This window comes from Pseudoalteromonas aliena SW19 (genome assembly GCF_014905615.1).
Classification (GTDB): Bacteria; Pseudomonadota; Gammaproteobacteria; order Enterobacterales; family Alteromonadaceae; genus Pseudoalteromonas; species Pseudoalteromonas aliena.
Genome location: NZ_AQGU01000022.1, coordinates 193965 through 216900 on the forward strand (window position 1 = coordinate 193965; position 22936 = coordinate 216900).

General features: G+C 39.6%; 17 protein-coding genes. 3 read left to right on the forward strand and 14 right to left on the reverse strand.

What is annotated here, in order from left to right; genetic code table 11:
* The first annotated feature begins 149 nt into the window (after nucleotides 1-149).
* Nucleotides 150-1121 (forward strand): octaprenyl diphosphate synthase, encoded by a 972-nt coding sequence (gene ispB / locus PALI_RS03100; RefSeq protein WP_193154888.1) that lies wholly within the window; start codon nucleotides 150-152, stop codon nucleotides 1119-1121.
* Nucleotides 1122-1195: 74 nt separating this feature from the next.
* Here the strand turns inward: ispB and mdh are convergent, their stop codons facing one another.
* Nucleotides 1196-2128 (reverse strand): malate dehydrogenase, encoded by a 933-nt coding sequence (mdh, locus tag PALI_RS03105; RefSeq protein ID WP_193154889.1) that lies wholly within the window; start codon nucleotides 2126-2128, stop codon nucleotides 1196-1198.
* A 34-nt stretch (nucleotides 2129-2162) separates the two neighbouring features.
* On the opposite strand from mdh, the gene PALI_RS03110 reads away from it, so the two are divergent.
* Nucleotides 2163-2348, forward strand: a complete 186-nt coding sequence (locus PALI_RS03110; protein ID WP_125825543.1) for a hypothetical protein — start codon at nucleotides 2163-2165, stop codon at nucleotides 2346-2348.
* Nucleotides 2349-2353: 5 nt separating this feature from the next.
* The gene (gene argR, locus PALI_RS03115; RefSeq protein WP_024611653.1) at nucleotides 2354-2821 is read left to right on the forward strand and encodes a transcriptional regulator ArgR; all 468 of its coding nucleotides are present in this window, start codon (nucleotides 2354-2356) and stop codon (nucleotides 2819-2821) included.
* 174 nt (nucleotides 2822-2995) lie between these two features.
* Here argR and PALI_RS03120 read toward each other — a convergent pair whose 3' ends face one another.
* The 13 genes from PALI_RS03120 to ampD all read right to left on the reverse strand — a co-directional run bounded on the left by PALI_RS03120 (nucleotide 2996) and on the right by ampD (nucleotide 22750).
* Entirely contained in the window at nucleotides 2996-3895 is a 900-nt protein-coding gene (locus PALI_RS03120; RefSeq protein ID WP_077536915.1) for a Dyp-type peroxidase, read from the reverse strand.
* A 49-nt stretch (nucleotides 3896-3944) separates the two neighbouring features.
* Nucleotides 3945-4994, reverse strand: coding sequence for an ABC transporter ATP-binding protein (locus PALI_RS03125; RefSeq protein WP_193154890.1), 1050 nt, complete (start codon nucleotides 4992-4994; stop codon nucleotides 3945-3947).
* Nucleotides 4995-6626 carry an ABC transporter permease gene (locus PALI_RS03130; protein WP_193154891.1) on the reverse strand — a complete coding sequence of 544 codons (1632 nt, stop codon included), beginning with the start codon at nucleotides 6624-6626 and terminating at the stop codon, nucleotides 4995-4997. It abuts the gene before it with no gap.
* Complete coding sequence (locus PALI_RS03135; RefSeq protein ID WP_077536912.1) at nucleotides 6626-7630, reverse strand: Fe(3+) ABC transporter substrate-binding protein; 1005 nt, start codon at nucleotides 7628-7630, stop codon at nucleotides 6626-6628. The genes PALI_RS03130 and PALI_RS03135 overlap by 1 nt, the downstream gene beginning before the upstream one ends.
* 1144 nt (nucleotides 7631-8774) lie before the next feature.
* Nucleotides 8775-11123: a hypothetical protein gene (locus PALI_RS03140; RefSeq protein ID WP_193154892.1), complete on the reverse strand. Its 2349-nt coding sequence runs from the start codon at nucleotides 11121-11123 to the stop codon at nucleotides 8775-8777.
* Between the two features lie 107 nt (nucleotides 11124-11230).
* Nucleotides 11231-12454 carry an alpha-xenorhabdolysin family binary toxin subunit A gene (locus PALI_RS03145; protein ID WP_193154893.1) on the reverse strand — a complete coding sequence of 408 codons (1224 nt, stop codon included), beginning with the start codon at nucleotides 12452-12454 and terminating at the stop codon, nucleotides 11231-11233.
* 662 nt (nucleotides 12455-13116) lie between these two features.
* Nucleotides 13117-13797 (reverse strand): tRNA-uridine aminocarboxypropyltransferase, encoded by a 681-nt coding sequence (locus PALI_RS03150; RefSeq protein WP_193154894.1) that lies wholly within the window; start codon nucleotides 13795-13797, stop codon nucleotides 13117-13119.
* Nucleotides 13798-13933: 136 nt separating this feature from the next.
* Nucleotides 13934-15361, reverse strand: coding sequence for a dihydrolipoyl dehydrogenase (gene lpdA / locus PALI_RS03155; protein ID WP_193154895.1), 1428 nt, complete (start codon nucleotides 15359-15361; stop codon nucleotides 13934-13936).
* 191 nt (nucleotides 15362-15552) lie between these two features.
* Nucleotides 15553-17463 carry a pyruvate dehydrogenase complex dihydrolipoyllysine-residue acetyltransferase gene (gene aceF, locus PALI_RS03160; RefSeq protein WP_193154896.1) on the reverse strand — a complete coding sequence of 637 codons (1911 nt, stop codon included), beginning with the start codon at nucleotides 17461-17463 and terminating at the stop codon, nucleotides 15553-15555.
* A 10-nt stretch (nucleotides 17464-17473) separates the two neighbouring features.
* The gene (aceE, locus tag PALI_RS03165) at nucleotides 17474-20140 is read right to left on the reverse strand and encodes a pyruvate dehydrogenase (acetyl-transferring), homodimeric type (protein WP_193154897.1); all 2667 of its coding nucleotides are present in this window, start codon (nucleotides 20138-20140) and stop codon (nucleotides 17474-17476) included.
* Between the two features lie 91 nt (nucleotides 20141-20231).
* Nucleotides 20232-20981: a pyruvate dehydrogenase complex transcriptional repressor PdhR gene (pdhR, locus tag PALI_RS03170; RefSeq protein ID WP_077536905.1), complete on the reverse strand. Its 750-nt coding sequence runs from the start codon at nucleotides 20979-20981 to the stop codon at nucleotides 20232-20234.
* Between the two features lie 349 nt (nucleotides 20982-21330).
* Nucleotides 21331-22182 carry a beta-lactamase regulator AmpE gene (gene ampE, locus PALI_RS03175; RefSeq protein ID WP_138586618.1) on the reverse strand — a complete coding sequence of 284 codons (852 nt, stop codon included), beginning with the start codon at nucleotides 22180-22182 and terminating at the stop codon, nucleotides 21331-21333.
* Nucleotides 22183-22195: 13 nt separating this feature from the next.
* Complete coding sequence (gene ampD / locus PALI_RS03180) at nucleotides 22196-22750, reverse strand: 1,6-anhydro-N-acetylmuramyl-L-alanine amidase AmpD (protein ID WP_193154898.1); 555 nt, start codon at nucleotides 22748-22750, stop codon at nucleotides 22196-22198.
* Nucleotides 22751-22936: the final 186 nt, after the last annotated feature.

The window sequence follows — 22936 nt, forward strand, 5'->3', positions numbered from 1 at the left end:
TTATCAATTAATCAGTTACTTTGCCAAATTAAGCCTCTATTCAGTACTTTAATAGTGTTTTTTCAATCAATCGTCACAAAATATCGAGCTAGTGCATTTTTTGTTGTACAATCTGCGCCGTTCACACATAAAAATTGGCTCGGAGATCAATGGATATACAAGCTATCCAGGCGTTAATCAAAAGCGATATGAATGACGTCAATCAACTTATACATGCGCAAATGCGTTCAGATGTGGCGTTAGTTAACCAGCTTGGTTTGTATATAGTTAATAGTGGCGGCAAGCGTGTTCGTCCAATGTTAGCTATTTTAGCAGCCAAAGCACTCGGTTATCAGGGTAAAGATCATATAACGCTTGCGACAATTGTTGAGTTTATTCATACAGCAACGCTATTACATGATGATGTTGTAGATGAATCAAACTTGCGTCGTGGCACGCCTACTGCAAATGCTGAATTTGGCAATGCTGCTAGCGTACTTGTAGGTGATTTTATTTACACTCGCTCATTTCAGCTAATGGTTGGCCTAGGCAAAATGCAAATTATGCAAATACTTGCCGATGCAACCAATATAATTGCTGAGGGTGAAGTACTGCAATTAATGAACTGTAATGACCCAGATACAACTGAAGCTAGCTATATGCAGGTTATTTACTCTAAAACAGCTAAGTTGTTTGAAGCAGCCACCGGCCTTGCTGCGATCATTACAGAGCAAGATCAAGCTACGCTTGATGCACTGAACCTTTACGGCATGCATTTAGGCACCGCGTTTCAGTTAGTAGATGATGTACTCGATTACAACGCAGATGCCGACCAATTAGGTAAAAACATTGGCGATGATTTAGCTGAAGGTAAGCCAACGCTTCCGCTTATTTATGCTATGCAGCACGGTAATGAGCAACAAACACAACTCATTCGTGATGCAATAGAGCACAGTAATGGCATGGATCATTTAGAAGAAATTTTATCTACACTTAAACAAACCAACGCGCTAGAATTTACAATGCAAAAAGCAGAGCTTGAAGCAGACAAAGCCATTGCCTGTTTAGACTTTTTAGCTGAGTCTGACTATAAGCAAGCTCTTATAAGCCTTGCTCGAATTGCGGTTAATCGCGACCACTAGTTACACAGTGTGAACTTAATTCTGAGCAAAAAAAAGCCTGCAAATGCAGGCTTTTTTGTTGCTCAAACCGGCTATTACGCCATGAAATCAACACCTTCTTTGATGTCTTTTTTCAGTGTTTCAAGCATGTCATTTTTTGCTTTTGTTTCAAATGCGCTTAGTTCGCCGTAAGAAAGGATTTCTTCTACGCCGTTTTTACCTAAACGTACTGGGTGTGCAAAGTACTCTGCATCGCCATTTTCAACAGCAACGTACGCGTAATCTACAACGTCTTCACCCTGTAGGCCTTTAACTAAAGACATACAAAAACGAGCAGCAGCAGCGCCCATAGATAACGTAGCTGAACCACCGCCTGCTTTAGCATTTACAACTTCAGTACCTGCATTTTGGATACGTGGAGTAAGTGCAGCAACCTCTTCATCAGTGAAAGAAACACCTTCAACTTGAGAAAGTAGAGGCAGGATAGTTGTGCCAGAGTGACCACCAATTACTGGTACTTTCACTGTTGCTACGTCTACGCCTTTTAGCTCAGCAACAAATGCTTCTGAACGAATAACGTCAAGCGTAGTAATACCGAATACGCGTTTAGCGTCGTAAGTACCCGCTTTTTTGAATACTTCAGCAACAATTGGAACGGTGCCGTTTACTGGGTTAGTAATAATACCAACTAACGCTTTAGGACAGCTAGCAACAATGCCTTCTGCTAACGTTTTGATGATACCAGCATTCACATTAAATAAATCAGCACGGTCCATGCCTGGTTTACGTGGCATACCCGCTGGAATAAGAACGATGTCAGAGCCTTCAAGCGCTTTGTTTAGTTCATCTGCGCCAAAACCTGCTACTTTAACATCTGTTGGGATGTGAGAAAGGTCAACCGCAACACCTGGTACTACTGGTGCAACATCATAAAGTGATAATTCAGAGCCAGCTGGTAAGCCTGTTTTTAATAATAAAGACAACGCTTGGCCGATACCGCCTGCAGCACCTAATACAGCAACTTTCATTGGAATTCTCCGTCATTTGAGGTAGGAAATATTTGTGGCTCTTAAGATAATGAAATTAGCGACTAAAAACAAATTTATCCTGTGTATTTCAGGTATATTTTCGACCATAGTTGTAAACTTTATTGGTTTATCGCATCAAACTGGCAAGTTAACTAAACAACTACTGCATAATTATTCATTATTGTGTAGAATTTACGACATAAATAACAAAAATGAATAAAGACTATGCAACCGCAAGATAAACAAGAAGCACTGGTAAAAGCATTTAAATCACTTTTAAAAGAAGAGAACTTTGGCTCTCAAGGCGAAATAGTTGACGCGTTAAAAGAGCAAGGTTTTGATAATATCAGCCAAAGCAAAGTATCTCGGATGCTAAGTAAGTTTGGTGCGGTACGTACACGTAACGCTAAACAAGAAATGGTCTACTGTTTACCTGCAGAAATGGGCGTTCCTACGGCAAAGAGCCCATTACGCCAATTAGTAATCGACATTATGCACAACGAAATGATGATCATTATTCGCACAAGCCCAGGGGCTGCTCAACTTATTGCGCGTTTACTCGATTCGTTAGGTAAAGCAGATGGCGTGCTAGGGACCATTGCAGGCGACGATACAATATTCATTGCACCTGCAAAAATATCTGAAATAGACGTCACACTAGAGCGCGTAAGACTATTATTCGATAACGTTTAATACCAACCGGCTTATATATGGGGTCTATTTAACGATAAGGAAATTGCGCTATAACTAGGCAAGGATTTTTATATCTAGTTGTTCTAAATAAAAAATTTTTAACAACGTTATAGAGTGATTTAATTCGTTAACTTGTTCAGATATTTATACCGGTTGGTATAACAAGCTAAAAAATTAAAGCTGCTTTAAAAATCCTATAGAGGGTGCAAAAAAAGCAGATCCCATGTCGGCTTGAGTGAAATCAAGCCACTGATCATAACACTCTTTCTCACCTAAACGGCTTTTCAGTACTTTTTCAAATGCTGTTCCTGTCGAGGCGCAGGAAATAGATAACATCCCTTGCTCGTAAACATCACCGTAAGGCATGCTCTGATTTAATAATAGCGGTTGCCCGCTTTCGTCTTTTAGCTCGCTACGCACAGCATGAGAGGTTTCTACAGTAGGTGTAATAAGCGTATTATCAAGACGCGTACGCCCCATTATTTGCTCTTGCTCACTCAATGATAAGTGCTGCCACATTGTTAAATCGTGCTTATAACGCTGCACATGAATATAGCTGCCTTGATCTTCAAAGCTCCCCTGTTTATTTACAAGGGCCGTAGCACGTTTCTTTCTTCCAAGGGCTGTGTCGCCTCCATAAATGAAGCCGTTAAAATCTCGGCCATCCAAAAACCGAAAATTACGAATTTGCTCCACCAGCTCAACATCGGGGGCAAATAATTTTAAAATTTGCAGTGCAAATAAATGATTAACGTCTTCTCGGTCTGAGCGTATTTGTACAAATAAATCACACGGCTGCACGCTCATATGATGATCGCTGTGATTTATATTAGGAAAGCTCTGTAATTCACTTGGGATATATTCAGGCAAGATATGCGGCCAGTACTGTGCGCCGATAGCAAGCATGCATGACAGCATTGATTCAGAAAATTGGTCGCTAAACTCTTCTTCTATTGCACTAACTTGCTTTAGTTTTGCGCGCAGAGACTCATCTTGGCCATCAAACACATTAAAAAATAAATGCAAACCGTGTAAGTTTGCCTCAGCACAAATCCCCGACTGCGCTTGCGCCATTGTCATTCCTTAGCTTATAAACGGATTAACACAGCGAATAACAAATTAGTTATGATTCGAAAAAATTCACCGTGTGAGGTTTTATTTTTATTATAACCTGCTCATTTTTATCAAATGATTGGCCATATTGTGCAGCAACTTCAATTTCCTGTTCAGCAATAACAACCGTATAAACATACGCAGAGCCAATAAAGCGACTGCTTAATATTGTTGCTCGCTCGCTTTGTTCATTATGTATATTGTCGCTCACTAACTCTATTTGGTGAGGACGAACATATATTTCCCCTGCTTTTGCAGTATGTTCATGCGCAATATACGATTTAACTAAGCCAAACGGAGTACTGTATTCAGTTGCCGTTAATACTTCTGCGCTTAAGTATATGCCTTGACCCAGAAACTGCGCAACCTCCTTTGAACTTGGCATTGAAAAAAGCTGCTCTGGCGAGCCTTGTTGAGCAATTTTTCCGCGATGCATAATGGCAAGTGTATCTGAAAAGGCAAATGCCTCCTCTTTTGAATGTGTCACAAATACAGCAGACACTTGAGATGTTTTAATAATTCGCCGGATATCAGCGATTAACTCAAAACGTACTTGAGTATCTATATTAGAAAAAGGCTCATCAAGGAGTAATAAACTCGGCCTATAAGCAAGTGCTCTAGCTATAGCAACACGTTGCTGTTGACCACCCGATAACTGATGCGGGAACCTGTCGGCACAGCCAATTAAATGCACAAGTTTAAGCATTTCATCAACACGTTGCTGCTTCTGGGCTTTATCCATTGAACTTAGCCCAAATGCGATATTATTAGCGACTGTTAAATGTGGAAATAACGCATAATCTTGAAACATCATGCCAATGTTACGATGCTCTGGTGAAATAAATGAGCTTTCATCACTCACCAATTTACCATCTATAAAAATACGGCCTTGGCTCGTTTCAATTAATCCTGCGATCGCTTTAAGTGTCGTTGTTTTTCCACAACCACTGGCCCCAAGTAAACACACTATTTCATCTTTACCAACCGTTAAATCTAGATCATGAAGCACTTGGGTGTCGTTATAGTGATAACTTACGCCTTGTAAAATTAAACTACTCATTTAACTACGTTGCTCCATAGAACGGTTAATAAAATACAAAGGAATAAAGCCCACAATCACAATAAATAAAGCAGATATGGAGGCCAGCTCTAGTTGCTCATCACTTACATACTGAAATACGTGAGTCGCCAAACTTTCAAAACCAAAGGGTCTAAGTAGTAATGCCGCTGGCAGCTCCTTCATACATTCAATAAATACCAGTAACGCCGCAGTAAGCAAACCTCGTCGTAATAGAGGCAAGTGTATTAACCTTAATGTTTGCCCTTGGCTTTTACCCATTGACTGACTTGCCATATCAAGTGATGGACTAATGCGTAAAAAACTCGACTCTATCGCTCCGTGTGCAATAGCGTAAAACCTAACAATATAAGCAATAATAATGGTAAAAACACTGCCGCTAAGCAGCAAACCTATGTCTAAATTATACGGTTCGAGTACTGTATTTATGGTATTTTCTAACAATGTAAGCGGTAATAAAACCGCAATGGCAAGTACGGTGCCAGGCAATGCATAGCCTGTGCTTGCTAAGCGTCCAGGAATAAGCGGGTATGTTTGTTTTGCCACGCGCTGATAAAAAACCACTAATATGCTCAAAGTAATGGTTACTAAACTCACCACTCCTGCTACTTTTAAACTTTGCCAAGCGTAACTAAAAAACTCGCTGCTCCATGCTTTACCAAAATAAGTAACGGCATAATTAATAAGTACCGCTATGGGGATCACAAAAGAGATCAGTAAAATAAAACTACAAAATGCAGTGGCTAACCACCCTGACTTACCCTTTAAAATATAAAGCGATTCACTGTTAACGCTCGACTGGCGCTCAAACACGGCCTGATCACGGCGACTAAAGCGCTCAGCCATTAATGCTAAAAATAAAAGTAATAGCATAACACCCGATATTTTTGCAGCCGCTGTCAGTGAGTAATAACCAAACCATGTATCGTAAACAGCGGTCGTTAAGGTGCTTACAGCAAAGTAACTGACCGTTGCAAAATCAGCCATCGTTTCCATGCTAATGAGCGCAAGGGCCGCAACAATTGCACCTCTGGAGAGTACTAAACTTACTTTAAAAAAACTTTTCCAAGGAGATAGTCCCATTAACTGGCTAGCTTGGACTAATTTAAACGATTGTTCGCGAAGCGCTGTTTTAAAAATCAAAAATAAATACGGATAAAGAACCAAAGCAATCATCACTATGGCACCTGGTAATGTGCGTATATCAAAAAACCAGTAATCATTAGGTGATTGCCAGCCAAACCACTTGCGCAACGTTATTTGCACAGGGCCTGCGTAATCTAATAAATCTGTATATACGTAAGCAATAATATAGGTAGGCATGGCAAGGGGCAGCATAAGTGCCCATTCAAACTGTTTTTTACCGGGAAAGCGACAGTAAGCAGTTAGCCATCCAAGCGGCAATGCGATCACACAACTGAGCACACAAACGCCGAAAATCAGCAACACAGTGTTAGTTATGTAATCCCAAAGTACGGTATTCCAGAGATGAGTAAATACCTCTGAGTCGCCCTGTACGGATTCAAATAAGAGGAAGAGCAGCGGGGCCGACAATATTAAGCCTGTCGACCACGCAAAGAGCTGCCATTTAGACAGCTTAAAATTATAATTCATTAAAGATCGAACTTCACCTCATCAATCAGCTTAAGTGCTAACGGACGATATTTACTGATCTCATCAAGTGGTAAACTGTCTTCCTTAAAGCTACCCCAAGACGCAACCAAACTTGATAATTCAACACCTGCCTTAACCGGATACTCCATATTAAGCGAGGCATACACGTTTTGTGCTTTATTGTCGGTCATATACTCTATAAGTTTCAAGGCATTTTCAGGGTTTTTAGCGAACTTTGTAATAACAGCACCCGATACATTTATGTGCGAACCACGGTTATTTTGATTCGGAAAATTAATATTCACCGCCTCAGCCCATGCTTTTTGTTCTTTATCTTGTAACATTTTACCAAGATAGTAGCTATTGCCTAACGCTAAGTTACACAACCCCTCTTTAACCGCCTTTACTTGAGCACGGTCATTGCCTTGCGGTTTACGCGCTAGGTTATTTTTAACGCCTTCCAGCCACACTTTAGTCTCTGCCTCACCATGATGAGCAATCATAGATGCAACAAGCCCTAAGTTATACGGATGTTTCCCCGAACGAGTACAAATTTGCCCTTTATATTTAGGGTCTGCTAAATCTTCATAAGTTAGGTTTGGTAACGCGCCTACACGCTCTTTTGACGAATAAACATTTCGCACGCGCTTTGTTAATGCAACCCACTGACCATCTGTGTCGCGAAAAGCTGCAGGCACATTTTTATTGACACTGTCGCTTTTTATTCTTTGCGTTAAATTTAAGTCTTCTAATTGAATAAGCGCACTAAAATTAGAGGTTAAAACTAGATCGGCTTTACTGTGCTTCCCCTCTCGTTTAACGCGTTCAATTAAGCCCTTTTTTGCAAACACAACATTAGTTTTTATACCGGTTTGTTTTGTAAAATCATCTAAAATGGGTTGAATAAGGTACGGTTGACGAAAAGAGTAAATATTAACAACGTCATTTGCAAATGCAGGTACTGATACAACAAGTCCCAAAACGATAGTAAGTGCTTTCTTCATTATTTCACCTAAACAATAACTATTATCAAATAATTCTATCTTGAACCGCTATAAAGTGCACACTTTAAATGGCTGTAAATAGACAGAAACGCCTGAAATGGAAATACCATGTGGGAGATCTCTCACGGATATGACAGCAAATGAGTAAAATGTAACACAAAAAAGCAGCATAAAAAAAATAACCCATTGTATTTTAATAACAAATAAAAAATCACAGTTGCACTAGCTGCAATTTGATGCCGCTTTATCCTAGTTTAACTACCTTATTCACCTATAATTTACTCATCAACCAAGCAGTGATGCTTACGAGTAAATGGAAATGGATTGCTTACTCGACCAACCAATGATTAGGTTACTCAGGATAATACGGATTTTAGGACAGGCTCAGGACGAGTATCACAATGGAATGTTGCAATATGGACAGCGTCAGGAAGACGCGAAAAGGATAACAACACAGATTAGTTGTTTAACAGGACGTTCAAAGAATAAATGGACAGGCCTTTTTAGGTACACAAGGGATTGCTTAAAACATGGATGCACTAGGAAGTGCAATTGAGGATTTGGTAATAGTATTTACCCCTACAGGATGTTTAGGAATAAAGGATATAGATCGGGATTGATCTACATTACATAGAACTAAAAAGTAATATAGTAATAGACATGGATTAGTAAAAATTGGAGTTGATTAAGTTCAATTGCAGGATGCAAAATTAGAAGATTCCGCAAGCGCGCCTAGAGATAGAGCGCGCTTTTCTTTGCTTAAAATTCAAACCGATTAGAAGCCCAAATAAATTTCAACAAACTAATTAACCTAAATTCTGGATAATAAATCTATCTCGAGCAGCTATTTTCAGCGCTAACTGCGTTGAATTTACTTGCAATAGGCCAGCTATTGACGCGTAAATTCGCCTTGTTTTCACTGAAAATCTCTGGTTAGAGAAAGTAAATTTAAATATCACCATGATTCAATACGTTAGTGAATCTCTTAATCAGAGTTCAGGTTAATTAGCTGCAGCGTATGTTTGGGATTTATGCCTCGCATCATCTATTTATTGGCAATAACCACACCTCAGAGATTCAACCTAACTTAAAAACCAAACACACAACTGCAAATTTAATCTCAAAAAAGAAACACGCCTTCTATTTATTGTTTAGGGATGGCATTTCCCTTAAACGATACCTTAATATTTTCTACTTTACTTAAATCATATAACTCTGGTTGTTTGAGCTTAATAGACCAAGTTGTAAAAGGGGTTGGTTCAAAGTAATTAATAGCGTAATCACCAGCAATTGCACCACTGGTAATTAGTGCAATACGCGATAATTGGCTATCTAACAACTCGTAGCTAACTAAGCGATAAAGTGACTCAGCACTAAATTGGTAAGGCTGCCCTTTAAATCTATCTAGGTAGTGACCACTCGATCTCACTTCTATGTCATATCGTTGATTTTCACTTAACTCATTACCTTCAATTACAACATTTACTTCATCTAAGCGCACACGATCAAACTGTGAAAAATTGGCATTATCTAATGATAAAGTAAAACTCATCTCACCATCTTTCGCAAAATCTACAAGCTGCTGTGGCGCATTTAAGTTATCAATCGTGAGCATAAAGTCTTGTGGTCGTGGATTAAACCTCTCCAATGAAGCAGCTTCTTGCTCACGAAGTAATGCAAGGTCGCGGCGGTACTCCTGATAAGTTTGATTAAGACTTGGCGTCACAATAGCTTCGCCTAACGACCAATAATTAAAAGCGGCTTGATAGTTAGTCAACGCTACAAAAATAGGTCGTTTTAGATTGTTTAGCGTGCGGAATAACTGCTCTTCCATTTGCTGTACTTCATCTAAACTATTTAGATTGTTTTGTAGAAACTCATCAATTCGGCTGATCTGCTTAAGCTTTGCATCGGCAGTAATACGTAAGTCAATCTGGCGAGATTGCTCTTGCGCTACGTCTATTTCAACAGCCACAATTGCTTTACCATGATTAATTAGCTTTTCAATTGCAACTAGGTAATCGCTTGACCCATCAATATCTTCATCAATAGCCTTTTTCATCTGTGCTTTTGCCGTAATTAAAAACTCATCCCAGATACGGTTAGACTCTTCTTTTGTAGGAATAAGCGCATTAAGACGGTTAAACTCAAAGGCTAACTCGCTGCTAGAAAAAGGATTTGCTGTCTTTTTCGATAAAGAATCTAGCTGACCACCAACCGTTTGTACTCGCTGCATTAACGAGGCGATATCATCGATCTTGGTTTTCAACTCATTAATTTCTTTGATAGTTTCCGGAAGGCTAGCAATCAGCTCTGTCAAACCGCTAACGTCACCGCCTGCAGCGCCAGCAAGTGCTTTTCCCGCATTGACCACAGTCCCTATAACCTTGAGGCCTATTTCGCTTATTTTGTCTTGTTTGTAATCCGAGATCCCCGTTTCAAAAACTAAAGCTGAATCAAATACATTGTTATCTTGCGCTTGAAACGAATTCTTTTGCTCACCTAGCGTTTTTACTAAGCTGTTAAGTTGCTCCACAGAACGAGAAATAATACGCTGTTCAGCGGCAGCAACGTCAGATAAATTATTCTGCATCAGGGTAAGATCTTGGCGTTTACTTTCTAAACTACGGCCTTGCTGTTTAAAGTTATTGTAGCTGCCTTGATATGCTTCCATCGCCTCTATGTAGGTTTTAAGCGTTAGTTTGTAAAAATCAAGAGATAAGCTAGGCACATAATTTTCATTGATGGTTGCGTAAGATAAAAATTGTTTAAAATTAGCAAGCTGCAAGTAAAAGTTCTTTGACTGAGATGTTGACTCTCTGACACTGTGTGCTGAGTTTAAAATAGACTCAGCCCAAGTTAACATTTCGAGGCTCAATGCAGGGTTTTGATCATAAATAGAGACAGCCATATCAAAAGATTTTTCAAATACATCTAAAATGTATTCTTTATGGACTGAAATCAAAGAAATCAGATCAGACGAAATCGGCCTAGTAAACTTATTCCCTTGAAAAACTTGATAAAGTGTACCAAATGACTTTGGTTCAACACTAAAGCGCTCAAGCTCTCCGTCACTTGGTGAGTGCGCTGTTACAATATTAATTTTAGCTTCTACAGAATCCGCTACCAACACTAGCGTCGATGCTTGCGCCTTTTGAGTGTCTAAATTAATACTGAGAGTGCCATTTCCTATGATTTTTCGTGCAACAATAAATATCCGTTTGTTTGGCGCATCAAATAGCATGTTTCGATTAATTTCAACCGTGTCGGCAGCAATCACTATAGTACTGTGATCCTTTGCGTTATTTAGCACGTCATTAAGGTTTAAGTGAAGGGCTGACACCAAATAATTTTGATCATCAACCCGTTGCTGGCTTTTCATCGTGACAGTAGGTAAATTATCGCTAGATTTAAGCTGATATAAATCTGACCATGTGGCCGCTTGGCTCGCAAAAGTACAGCCTATTAATAAGCTGAGTAAAGAATATTTCATAATAACTCCCTGTTGCAGAAAAATAACAACATAAGGAAATAACCTAGACCCAGTCTAGATTACTCCTTATGTTGATTGAAAATGCAACTGTTTGAATAGTGGTTAGTTTATTGTTTTGAGATTGGAAGGTATGCGTTTTGTAAGAACGCTTTCGCTTTATTGGAGATGTTTATCCAAGAGTTGCTAGCATTACTAGCAAGTGGTGATGAAACAATACCGGCAACCACAACATTGGCGTTACGCAATCCATTCTCGCCGTCTAACTCTTTAAGTACGTCCCTTAGCGAGCTCATATCGCTGTGCAATGCTTGCCAGTGCACTTGTATTGAACGTACGTTTCTAAGTGCATCTTTTATTTTTGTATTCATACCTTCTACTTGATATTTTGCGACTTCATATGAGGTTGCTAATTTGCTAGCATGTGCCAGCTCTTTATTTTGAGTTGAGATTTGAGATTCAATATCTTTAACATCGTCTTTCAAACTTTCTAGCTGAGCACCTTGAATGCTGCCGCCTATAAGTAAGGCTAATGGACCGCCAATAGCCGTTAAAGCTATGTCGCGTTCCTTATCACTAATATCCTCATTTAATTTTGCTATTTTTTCTTTTAACTTAACAATACGGGAACGAATATTAGCGGGCTCTTCTTTATTTAGAATATCGCCAAGAGTCATCTCGGATTGATTAAGCTGACCAGATTGTGTTGTTAAACCAGACTGAAAAGCAATTATTTGGTCCACTAGTAATTCTGTTGAAGTAAGGTTGCCATCAACAAAATTAATAAAGGTGTTAAGGAATGCAATGGTAGTTTGGCGGTTTTGTTCAGCTGCTGTTAAATCTCCACTTAAAGATGCGTTCTGTAAGCTAGTTAATCCATTGATAAAAGGTTGAATTAGCGCCAAATGGATATCCGAATAATTTGCTAATTTTGTAGCAAGATTAATGGCATCTGGATAAATTTTACGGTTCCAGCTTTCTCCTAGTGAATAGATAGACCCAAACGTCCCCATTAGAGCAATATAATGATTATTCAATGGTGTGCTATTAGGATAGCGAGTTGCGCTTCTAAATGCAGCCTCACTATTTGGTAGACCAACAGCCGACTCCGCAAACATTTGAATACTCTGCCACTTATCTTTCTCAAGTAAAAAACTATCCGAACCAACATCAATAAATAGCGGAGCTCCTTCTAAGCCGCCACCCAGTGTGTCGTACATGATTGGTGAAATTTCCGGGACCTTGCTATCAGCTGTTGCAACTTGGCTAAAACCAAAAAGCTGTAACGATATAACGGTAGCAATTGCGGTTTTTTTTAATTTTATTAATTTCATTTTCTATTTCCTAAATTATATGATTATTTAATCGTTATCTTTTCATTTTTATACTAATCGAGCCCTTTAGTTACCTCCTTATTACGAAGTTAAATATATCCGTGCAATGACTACTTTTTAAATTCTAAGCGTCAATAAACTACGATGTAATTAAATATGGATTAATTAACTTGCAACAACCTGTTTACCATTCGTAAACATTAATGAATTTAAAAATATATATCTAGTAGACGTGATTTGATTTATCTAAAAGTGGTACGGAAGGACAGTTTTCTGGGACAAGCGGCATAAAAAAGAACTAACAAAACAAAAAATAACAATGAAAAAGAACTGATTTCAAGTGGAAGAGGAATTAAGGAAAGTGTATTTCAGAACGTAAAAATCGAATTATTCAAATATTTCATAGGTTAGTATTAACCTATGAAATTAAATTTCCGGCAATATGTTTAGTTTTCAAGCAAAGTAGAGTGCTGTTCATCTACAGTCAATTAGCTTTTTATTGCCAGTACAGTTATATGCAGGGGTACACATGTTAATTTCTGATTATGAGGCTTTTGTGGAAATAAGGCGAATTTACACGACAATAGCGATTTATAATAAATTTAATATCTATAATTCAGATTATTTATCTTTCGAGGTTAAAGCTACAGCTGTGTTTAACATTAACCTTCTAACGGCCGGCCTTTGTTACGCTTACCGAGTAAATACGCATCACGAAATTTGATGAAATGCTGCTCTAACTTTGTTGATGCATCCATTTCGCCTGCAAGCGCTAGCACCATAATAGCGACTTCGGCAGTGCCTAATTGATGCGCATGAGGCGCAACTCTTAGACGATAATCAGATAGTTTCTCAGCAGTAACAGAAAGCACAGGTAGGTTATCTAAGTACGGGCTTTTACGAATCATTTTTTTAGCTTCACGCCATGTACCATCTAAAAATATAAATAGCGGCTTTTTACCTGATTCAATATTAACCTCTGTAATGGCTCTACCTTCTTCTACATCCTCAGCGGGAAAAACCACCATCGGATGATACTGAGAATCGTTTATTAAGGCCAAAAGCGCTGGATTAGGATCTGTTCTATCCCATCTAAAAGCGTGGTTATTTGGTACTATCTCAGCAATTAAACGCCCTGTATTTGAAGGTTTAAAGCTTTCATTGTGATACATTAATAAGCACACAGCAGCCTCACAATCGGCATGTTCAACACCTTTACAAATACAGTAGTGCTTCGCTATTAAGCATTGCTCACAGCGATCTAATTTACCGCCTCGAGCATTAAACTCGCGACGGGATTCACTTATTTGTTGAGCGCGTAATGCTAAAACTGAGTTTTTCACTGTATTTACCTTCAATTAATTAAGCGCGCATTGTAACGACTTCTTGTTATTTAATCTTATATTTATCTAGGTTAAAAATAGACATAAAAAAACCCAACCGAAGTTGGGTTTTTCAAGCAAATACTAAAAAGTTAAATTACTTCTTCTTTTTAACTGCTTTTTTGTTTGGTAAGTCAGTGATTGAACCTTCAAAAATTTCAGCTGCAAGGCCGATTGATTCGTTCAATGTAGGGTGAGCATGAATAGTAAGCGCTAAGTCTTCACCATCTGCACCCATTTCAATACCTAGACCGATTTCGCCAAGCATTTCGCCCGCGTTAATACCAATCATAGCACCGCCGATTATACGGCCACTTTCTTTATCAAAAATAAGTTTAGTAGAACCTTCAGTACGAGATGATGCAATAGCACGACCAGAAGCTGCCCATGGGAATACCGCAGTTTCAATGCTCAAGCCTTGCTCTTTTGCTTCTTTCTCAGTAACACCTACCCAAGCGATTTCTGGGTCTGTATACGCAATTGAAGGAATACATTTAGGGTCGAAGAAATGCTTCTGACCAGAAATAACTTCTGCAGCAACATGGCCTTCATGAACCGCTTTATGCGCAAGCATAGGTTGGCCAACTAAGTCACCAATTGCAAAAATATGGCTTACGTTAGTACGTAATTGCTTATCAACATTAATAAAGCCACGCTCATCAACATTTACGCCCGCTTTTTCAGCATCAAGTAAGTTACCGTTTGGAGTACGGCCAACTGCAACAAGTACTTTGTCGTAACGTACCGGTTCTGCTGGTGCGTTTTTACCTTCAAATGTTACGTATAAGCCGTCTTTTTTAGCTTCAACGCCAACAACTTTTGTTGAAAGCATTACGTTGAATTTTTTGCTTACGTATTTTTGGTAAATTTTGATAATGTCTTTATCAGCCGCTGGTACTAATTGATCAGCAAATTCTACAACATCAATTGCAGAACCTAGTGCACGATAAACCGTGCCCATTTCAAGACCTATAATACCACCACCTAAAACAAGTAGTTTTTCTGGTACGTCTTTAAGTTCTAATGCACCAGTTGAATCAATTACACGGTCATCTTGTGGGATGAAAGGTAAGTTAACCGGTTTAGAGCCCGCCGCTATAATCGCGTTATCAAACGTGATAGTTGTAGCACCGTCAGTACCTTCAACAACTAAAGTATTGCTGCCAGTGAATTTGCCGTAACCAGATACGACTTTCACTTTACGCATTTTAGCCATGCCCTCTAGTCCACCAGTTAACTGGCCAACGACAGAATCTTTCCAAGTACGAACTTGGTCTAAATCTATTTTTGGTGCGCCAAAAGTAACACCATGAGATGACATTTCAGCCGCATCATCAATCACTTTAGCTACGTGTAAAAGTGCTTTTGAAGGAATACAACCAACATTAAGACATACGCCGCCTAATGTTTCACGAGATTCTACTAATGTAACTTCCAAGCCCAAGTCAGCAGCACGGAAAGCCGCAGAATAACCACCAGGACCACCGCCTAGTACAACAACTTGAGTTTTTAATTCGTTGCTCATGCTTTTACCTTAATCGTTTGAACGGGACATTGCCCTAAAATTTAACTGCCATGTTTCTGCAAGGCAGAAAATCAGAGCAATTCACAAATAGTGCAAAGATTGTATCATTGCATATAGTAAAAATCCCAGCTAAAAACAACTGGCTGGGATTTGATTTTATTTAATTGCGTACACCAATTTTATTAAATTGGTTACATCACTAACTGACGAATATCACTCATGTAGCTTGCAAGCGTTACAGTAAAGCGTGCTGCTAATGCGCCGTCAATAACCCTATGATCGTATGACATAGACAGCGGAACCATTAGCTTAGGTTCAAACTCTTTACCATTCCATTTAGGTTTCATCTCAGATTTAGATACACCTAAAATAGCCACTTCTGGTGCATTAACAATCGGCGTAAATGCCGTTCCGCCAATACCGCCTAGGCTAGAAATAGTAAAACAGCCACCTTGCATATCAGACGATGTAAGCTTACCGTCACGTGCTTTAACAGATACTTCCATTAATTCACGCGATAGCTCAATAATGCCTTTTTTATCAACATCTTTAAACACTGGTACAACTAAACCATTTGGCGTATCAACTGCAACACCAATGTTAATGTACTTTTTAAGGATTAAGCTTTCGCCGTCGTTAGACAGTGAAGAGTTAAACGTTGGGAAATCTGCAAGTGCTTTAGCCGCTGCTTTCATCACAAACACAAGTGGTGTGATTTTAACGCCCAGCTTTTTCTTCTCGCTAAGTGCATTTTGCTCTTTGCGGAATACTTCAAGACTTGTGATGTCAGCTTCGTCAAACTGTGTAACGTGTGGGATTTGTACCCAGTTACGGTGTAAGTTTTTGCCTGATAGCTTTTGAATGCGAGATAGTTTTTTCTCTTCAATTTCACCAAACTTAGCAAAATCGACTTTAGGCCATGGAATTAAACCAAGCTCACTACCACCAGCATTACTACCTGCTGATAGTTGACCAGATTCAACTTGCTTAACTAATGTTTTAACATAGTTTTGCACGTCTTCTTTAACCACTCGATTTTTACGACCAGTGCCTTTAACGTTAGCTAGGTTAATACCAAACTCACGCGCTAAACGGCGAACAACTGGCGATGCATGAGCATACGCGCTGTTTTCTGTGAAGCTTTCATTACCTGCTTTTGCAGGTGCTGCTTGAGCCGGTGCCGACTCAGTTTTAGCTGCAGGTGCTGATTTTTCAGCGGGTGCAGATGCTGCTGGCGCACTGCCTGCAACTTCAAATACAAAAATCAATGAACCAGTCGATACTTTATCGCCTGCGGCTACTTTAATTTCTTTAACTGTACCTGCAAATGGAGCTGGTACTTCCATTGCCGCTTTGTCGCCTTCAACGTTCAAGATTGATTGATCTTCTTCAACCGTATCACCAACTGCAACCATAATTTCAGTTACTTCAACTTCATCGCCACCAATATCAGGTACATTCACTTCTTTAGTACTTGGTGCTGCGTTTTCTGTTGAGTTAGCTGCTGGCGCTTCTACAGGAGCCGACTCTTTAGCTGGTGCCGCAGATTCACTTCCTGCTACTTCAAAAACAAACACAAGTGAGCCTGTTTTTACTTTGTCGCCAGCGGCCACTTTAATTTCTTTAACTGTTCCAGCAAACGGCGCTGGCACTTCCATTGCGGCTTTGTCGCCTTCAACGTTTAAGATAGATTGCTCTTCTTCAACGGTGTCGCCAACAGCAACCATGATTTCAGTTACTTCAACTTCGTCATCGCCAATATCTGGTACGGTTACTTCTTTAGTTGAAGAACCTATAGAAGCAGCAGGTGCTGCCTCTTCAGATTTAGCTGGAGCAGCGGCTGATGCTTTTTCTTCACCAGTGCTTTCACTCTCGCCTTCAAACAAAAAGACTAAAGAGCCAGTTGTTACTGTATCACCAACGTTTACTTTAATCTCTTTCACAGTCCCCGCTTGCGCAGCAGGCACTTCCATTGAGGCTTTATCGCCTTCAACAGTTAGTAATGATTGGTCAACATCTACTTTATCGCCAATACTTACTAGAATTTCGGTTACTTCAACTTCATCGCCACCGATATCTGGTACTTTAATTTCAATACTCATTGCAAACCTCTTATGCGTACAGTGGGTTAAGTTTGTTAGTGTCGATGTTGAACTTTTTAAGCGCATCAACAACTACTGACTTCTCAACTTCACCGCGTTTAGCAAGTTCAGATAACGTAGCAACAACAACGTAGCTTGCGTTAACTTCAAAGTGACGACGTAGGTTTTCACGGCTATCAGAGCGGCCGTAACCATCAGTACCCAACACTTTGTAGTTGCTGCTTGGAATAAATGAACGCGCTTGCTCTGCGTAGTTTTTCATATAATCCGTTGCTGCAACAGTCACAGAGTCGTTTAATACGCTTGTGATGTACGCTGTTTTTTGCTCACTTTCAGGATTAAGCATGTTGAAACGTTCAACATCTTGCCCATCACGTGTTAACTCGTTGAACGACGTTACAGAGAACACGTCAGACGCAATGCCATACTCTTCGCTTAGAATCGTAGCGGCTTTACGTACTTCAGTCATAATAGTACCTGAGCTTAATAGCTGTACGTTGGCTTTTTTACCGGCGTAACTTTCAAGCTTGTAAATACCTTTACGAATACCTTCTTCAGCGCCTTCTGGCATAGCTGGCTGATGGTAGTTTTCGTTCATAAGCGTTAGGTAGTAGTAAATATTTTCTTGGTCATCACCGTACATACGACGAATACCGTCTTGTACAATAACCGCTACTTCAAACGCGTAAGTTGGATCGTATGAAATACAGTTAGGAACCGTATTAGCAAGAATATGACTGTGACCATCTTCGTGTTGCAAGCCTTCGCCATTTAACGTGGTACGACCCGCAGTAGCACCTAATAAGAAACCACGTGCTTGTTGATCGCCCGCCATCCATGCCATGTCGCCAACACGTTGGAAACCAAACATAGAGTAGTAAATGTAGAATGGGATCATTGGTAAATCGTTAGTGCTGTATGACGTTGCAGCAGCAACCCATGACGACATTGCACCTAACTCATTAATACCTTCTTGCAATACTTGACCAGAAGTCGCTTCTTTATAGTAAGAAACAATATCGCGATCCTGTGGCGTGTAGTTTTGGCCATGTGGGTTGTAAATACCGATTTGACGGAATAAACCTTCCATACCAAATGTACGCGCTTCATCGGCAATAATTGGTACGATGTTTTTACCAATGCCTTTATCTTTTAATAAGATATTAAGTGCACGAACAAAGCCCATAGTAGTAGAGATATCACGTTTTTGCTCTTCAAGTAGCGGTTTAAACGCGTCTACTTCTGGCAATGTCAGTTTTTCACTAAAGCGTGGAATACGTTTAGGCGTATAACCTTTAAGTGCATCACGACGAGCATGTAGGTATTTATGCTCAGGCGAACTTTCTTCAAGCTCTAAGTAAGGCAGCTCTGCCAGTTGCTCTTCAGAAACTAAATCATCAAGACCAAGGCGTGAACGTAAATGTGCAACATGCGACATGTCCATTTTTTTCACTTGGTGCGCAATGTTTTTACCTTCAGCCGCTTCACCCATGCCGTAACCTTTTACAGTTTTAGCAAGAATTACAGTGGGACGACCTTTCGTGTCTTCTGCTTTTTTAAATGCAGCAAATAATTTTGACGGTTCATGACCACCACGCTTAAGCGCAAAAATTTCGTCATCTGTCATGTCAGCCACAAGTGCAGCTGTTTCTGGGTAGCGACCAAAGAAATGCTCACGTACATACGCGCCATTTTTAGCTTTATAAGTTTGGTAATCGCCATCCACCGTTTCGTTCATTAACTGTAGTAATTTACCGGTTGTGTCTTTAGCTAGAAGAATATCCCAACCGCTGCCCCACACTAGTTTAATTACGTTCCAGCCAGCGCCTTTAAACAAGCCTTCTAGCTCTTGAATAATTTTACCATTACCCATAACTGGGCCGTCTAAACGCTGTAAGTTACAGTTAATTAAGTAACAAAGGTTATCTAGCTTTTCACGTGCAGCAAAAGAAATGGCACCGCGTGATTCTGGCTCATCCATTTCGCCATCACCTAAAAACGCGTATACACGTTGGTTTTTAGTGTCTTTTAAGCCACGACCATCTAGGTATTTTAAGAAGCGTGCTTGGTAAATAGACGAAATAGGACCTAAGCCCATTGATACCGTAGGAAACTGCCAAAATTCAGGCATTAACTTAGGGTGTGGGTACGATGATAAGCCTTCGCCATCTACTTCTTGGCGGAAGTTATCTAGTTGTGCCGCCGATAAACGCCCTTCAACAAATGCACGCGCGTAAATACCTGGAGAAATATGACCTTGATAATAAACTAAGTCACCACCGTCTACGTCATTTGGTGCTTTAAAGAAGTGGTTAAAACACACTTCATAAAATGCAGCAGATGATTGGTAAGACGCCATATGGCCGCCTAAGTCGAGATCTTTTTTAGATGCACGTAGAACGATCATAATCGCGTTCCAACGTATAATTGAACGAATACGACGTTCAAGATTTACATCACCTGGGTAAGCAGGCTCTTGATCTACAGGAATAGTATTAACGTAGTTCGTGGTAATACCCGTTGGCATATCAACGCCGTCTAAACGGGCTTGCTCTAATACTTGCTCAAGTAAAAACTGAGCTCGTTCAACACCTTCTTCGCGCACAACTGATTCAAGAGCTTGTAACCACTCTTGTGTTTCTAGCGCGTCTACGTCAATTTTATTGACTTCAGACATATGGAGGTTTCCTTATGTGTAAAATACGAATATTGTTAATTTAATCTCACTACTACTTGATTTAGTGTGTTCAAAGTAGTCGCGTATTAACTTAATTTTGTTTGGTGCGTCTTAAACTACGTTCAATTCGCGAATGTTCTTTGCCTGCTTCAAGCAATGCTTCTTCAATAAATGCTAAGTGCGCATTACTTGCTAAACGGGCTTGTTCTGGATTACCGTCAATAACGGCATCCATTAATAAACGCCTGTGCTGGGCTAACTGACTGCTAATATCTGACTTTTTCAATAAAACAGTTAAATTTTGCAATACGTTTTGCTCAAGCAGCGCTTTCATACCTCTAACTAAATGCAATAACACCACGTTATGCGAAGCTTCTGCCACGCTAAAGTGAAATTCATTAATCGCTTTTGCTTTTTGCTGTAAATCATCATTAACTAGGGCAATTTCATCAAAGCTTTGTTTTACTTTGCTAAAATCGGTGCTGGTCCCGCGCAGTGCTGCGTAATAAGCTGCAATCCCTTCTAATGCATGACGAAATTCAAGTAAATCGAACTGCGATTCAGGATGCTTACTAATCAAATCAAACAATGGATCAGTAAGGCCTTCTTCTAGCTGATTTTTTACAAACGTGCCACCACCTTGGCGACGCGTCACTAAACCTTTTGCTTCTAATTTTTGAATCGCCTCACGCAGCGATGGGCGAGACACTTCAAACTGCTTTGCTAGTTCACGCTCTGGTGGCAACTTTTCACCTGGTGCTAATGAGCCTTCAAGAATCATGTTCTCTAGTTGCTGTAAAATAACATCAGATAATTTTGCTGCTTTAATCTTTAAAGACATGAATCAACGTCCGCGTTGTATTAATACCAAGAGCCCATAAAATAAGGCTTTAAGAGGTATGACTTACCCAGAAGGTAAATTGGTCATACCAAAATTTGACAATAAGGTATCAAAAAGCCTAATAGCTGTCAATTTACACAACATTTGAGTAATAGCAGTAGCGTAACGCATTTTGAACGAAGGTCAAACAATACACAATTTGATACAAAAAGAGAACGTTAACAAGATGAAAAGCAATTGGTCTGACCAGATGAATTTAGAGTTTTCACTCTATTTTATTGTGTTTGAAAATTATAAAAAGATAAAGCACCTCACATTGCATAAGGTGCTTTATTAAGAAGGTATTAACTTAAGACAGCCCACCAAATAATGTAAGCAACGCTATAAGGACTAAATAAAATAATACATTGCGCTTAACAAGCTTAATCATACAAGTGGCTTCGTAGGTACAGCCGTAATAGCGTTTTTCTACTTGTTCAGCGGCTAATGCTGTGCAAGTGACGACCTTGCGATTAGGGCTGGAAAAATCAAGCGCATAACGCAGCCAACAACTTGTACCCTTATTAAAGTTTCCTATCACCAAATAACCAAAACTCGTTATACGCGCTGGTAACCAATCAAGCCAAAATAACAATTTATGTACTAACTTAAAGTGTTTGGCAAAAATTACCTTATGATCTTCTCTGACAAGATCTGCAAAAGTACGTACTAACGCATACAAAACAGCGCCTGGCGCACCTAAAATAACAAACCAAAAAATAACCGCGCAGTAAAATCTAAAATTAACCCACGCTAATGTTTGTCCAAAGGTTTCGCCGTTATCTTGATCTTCAGTACGCTTTTGCCCAATTTGCAACGCATATAACGATGCTGCTGTGCCATCATCTCGCGTTAAAGCATTTAAGTATGATTTATATAACGCACGTTGTTTTGCACAACCAAAACACACTAAAAGTACGGCAACATTAATACCCAAGTGCCACAACACAAAGTCAGATAAGCAATAAATAAACGCCATCGCAATAACAGGAAGCCCAAGCCAAATTAAAAATCCAATACCTGAGGCAAATAAACCTTTCGCTGCGAGTAATTTAGTCGAGCGTTTTAAATAACCATTCGCGTAATAACTTATCTGCCAATAACTTGAGCGAGCCCCTAAACGCTCAAGTATTAATGCAATTATTATAGAAACCAAAATCATTGTAGTTACTCTCTTAGCTTGATTGCTCAAGCATATTAAAAAACAATCGCCAATCAAAGCTATCGCCAGGGTCGGTTTTGCGGCCCGGTGCTATATCGCAGTGCCCCACAATACGTGAAGGTGTTATTTTAGGATAACGTTGCATTATAGATTGCACCACACTCGTTAACACTTTGTACTGCGCTAAAGTATAAGCCGTGGTATCCGTGCCTTCTAGCTCAATGCCAATACTAAAATTATTACACGCTGTTTGCCCTGCAAATTCAGATAAACCAGCATGCCACGCTCGCTTAGAAAAAGGTACATATTGTAAAATTTCGCCAGTACGCTTAATAAAACAATGTGCTGATACCCTAACTCCCTCTAAATCAGCAAAGCTGTTATGAGCATTACAGTTAAGTGATCCCATAAATAAATCATCCACAAAAGGCGTACCAAACTGCCCTGCGGGTAGCGATATATTATGGATAACCAACAATGAAATATCGGTATTATCTAGGCGCTCATCAAAATGCGTACAACTACGCTGGAGCGTGTTACTCATCACACCATTTAAATCTATTTTCATGACACGTTTATTGTATTAATACCAAAAATATATAGCACTGATGCTAAAGGATTTATAAAAAAAATGATAGCGAGTAACGTCCAATGCTAAGTTTTTTGGTATCAATGCTCAATAACCTGAACTCTAACTAATAAATCTATCTCAAACTGCTATTCTCAGCGCTAACTACGTTAGTAAATCTCTTAA

Coding starts and splice junctions, on each gene's coding strand:
- ispB (WP_193154888.1), top strand. CDS start 150: ATGGATATACAAGCTATCCAGGCGTTAATCAAAAGCGATATGAATGAC.
- mdh (WP_193154889.1), bottom strand. CDS start 2,128: ATGAAAGTTGCTGTATTAGGTGCTGCAGGCGGTATCGGCCAAGCGTTG.
- argR (WP_024611653.1), top strand. CDS start 2,354: ATGCAACCGCAAGATAAACAAGAAGCACTGGTAAAAGCATTTAAATCA.
- PALI_RS03120 (WP_077536915.1), bottom strand. CDS start 3,895: ATGGCGCAAGCGCAGTCGGGGATTTGTGCTGAGGCAAACTTACACGGT.
- PALI_RS03125 (WP_193154890.1), bottom strand. CDS start 4,994: ATGAGTAGTTTAATTTTACAAGGCGTAAGTTATCACTATAACGACACC.
- PALI_RS03130 (WP_193154891.1), bottom strand. CDS start 6,626: ATGAATTATAATTTTAAGCTGTCTAAATGGCAGCTCTTTGCGTGGTCG.
- PALI_RS03135 (WP_077536912.1), bottom strand. CDS start 7,630: ATGAAGAAAGCACTTACTATCGTTTTGGGACTTGTTGTATCAGTACCT.
- PALI_RS03140 (WP_193154892.1), bottom strand. CDS start 11,123: ATGAAATATTCTTTACTCAGCTTATTAATAGGCTGTACTTTTGCGAGC.
- PALI_RS03145 (WP_193154893.1), bottom strand. CDS start 12,454: ATGAAATTAATAAAATTAAAAAAAACCGCAATTGCTACCGTTATATCG.
- lpdA (WP_193154895.1), bottom strand. CDS start 15,361: ATGAGCAACGAATTAAAAACTCAAGTTGTTGTACTAGGCGGTGGTCCT.
- aceF (WP_193154896.1), bottom strand. CDS start 17,463: ATGAGTATTGAAATTAAAGTACCAGATATCGGTGGCGATGAAGTTGAA.
- aceE (WP_193154897.1), bottom strand. CDS start 20,140: ATGTCTGAAGTCAATAAAATTGACGTAGACGCGCTAGAAACACAAGAG.
- pdhR (WP_077536905.1), bottom strand. CDS start 20,981: ATGTCTTTAAAGATTAAAGCAGCAAAATTATCTGATGTTATTTTACAG.
- ampE (WP_138586618.1), bottom strand. CDS start 22,182: ATGATTTTGGTTTCTATAATAATTGCATTAATACTTGAGCGTTTAGGG.
- ampD (WP_193154898.1), bottom strand. CDS start 22,750: ATGAAAATAGATTTAAATGGTGTGATGAGTAACACGCTCCAGCGTAGT.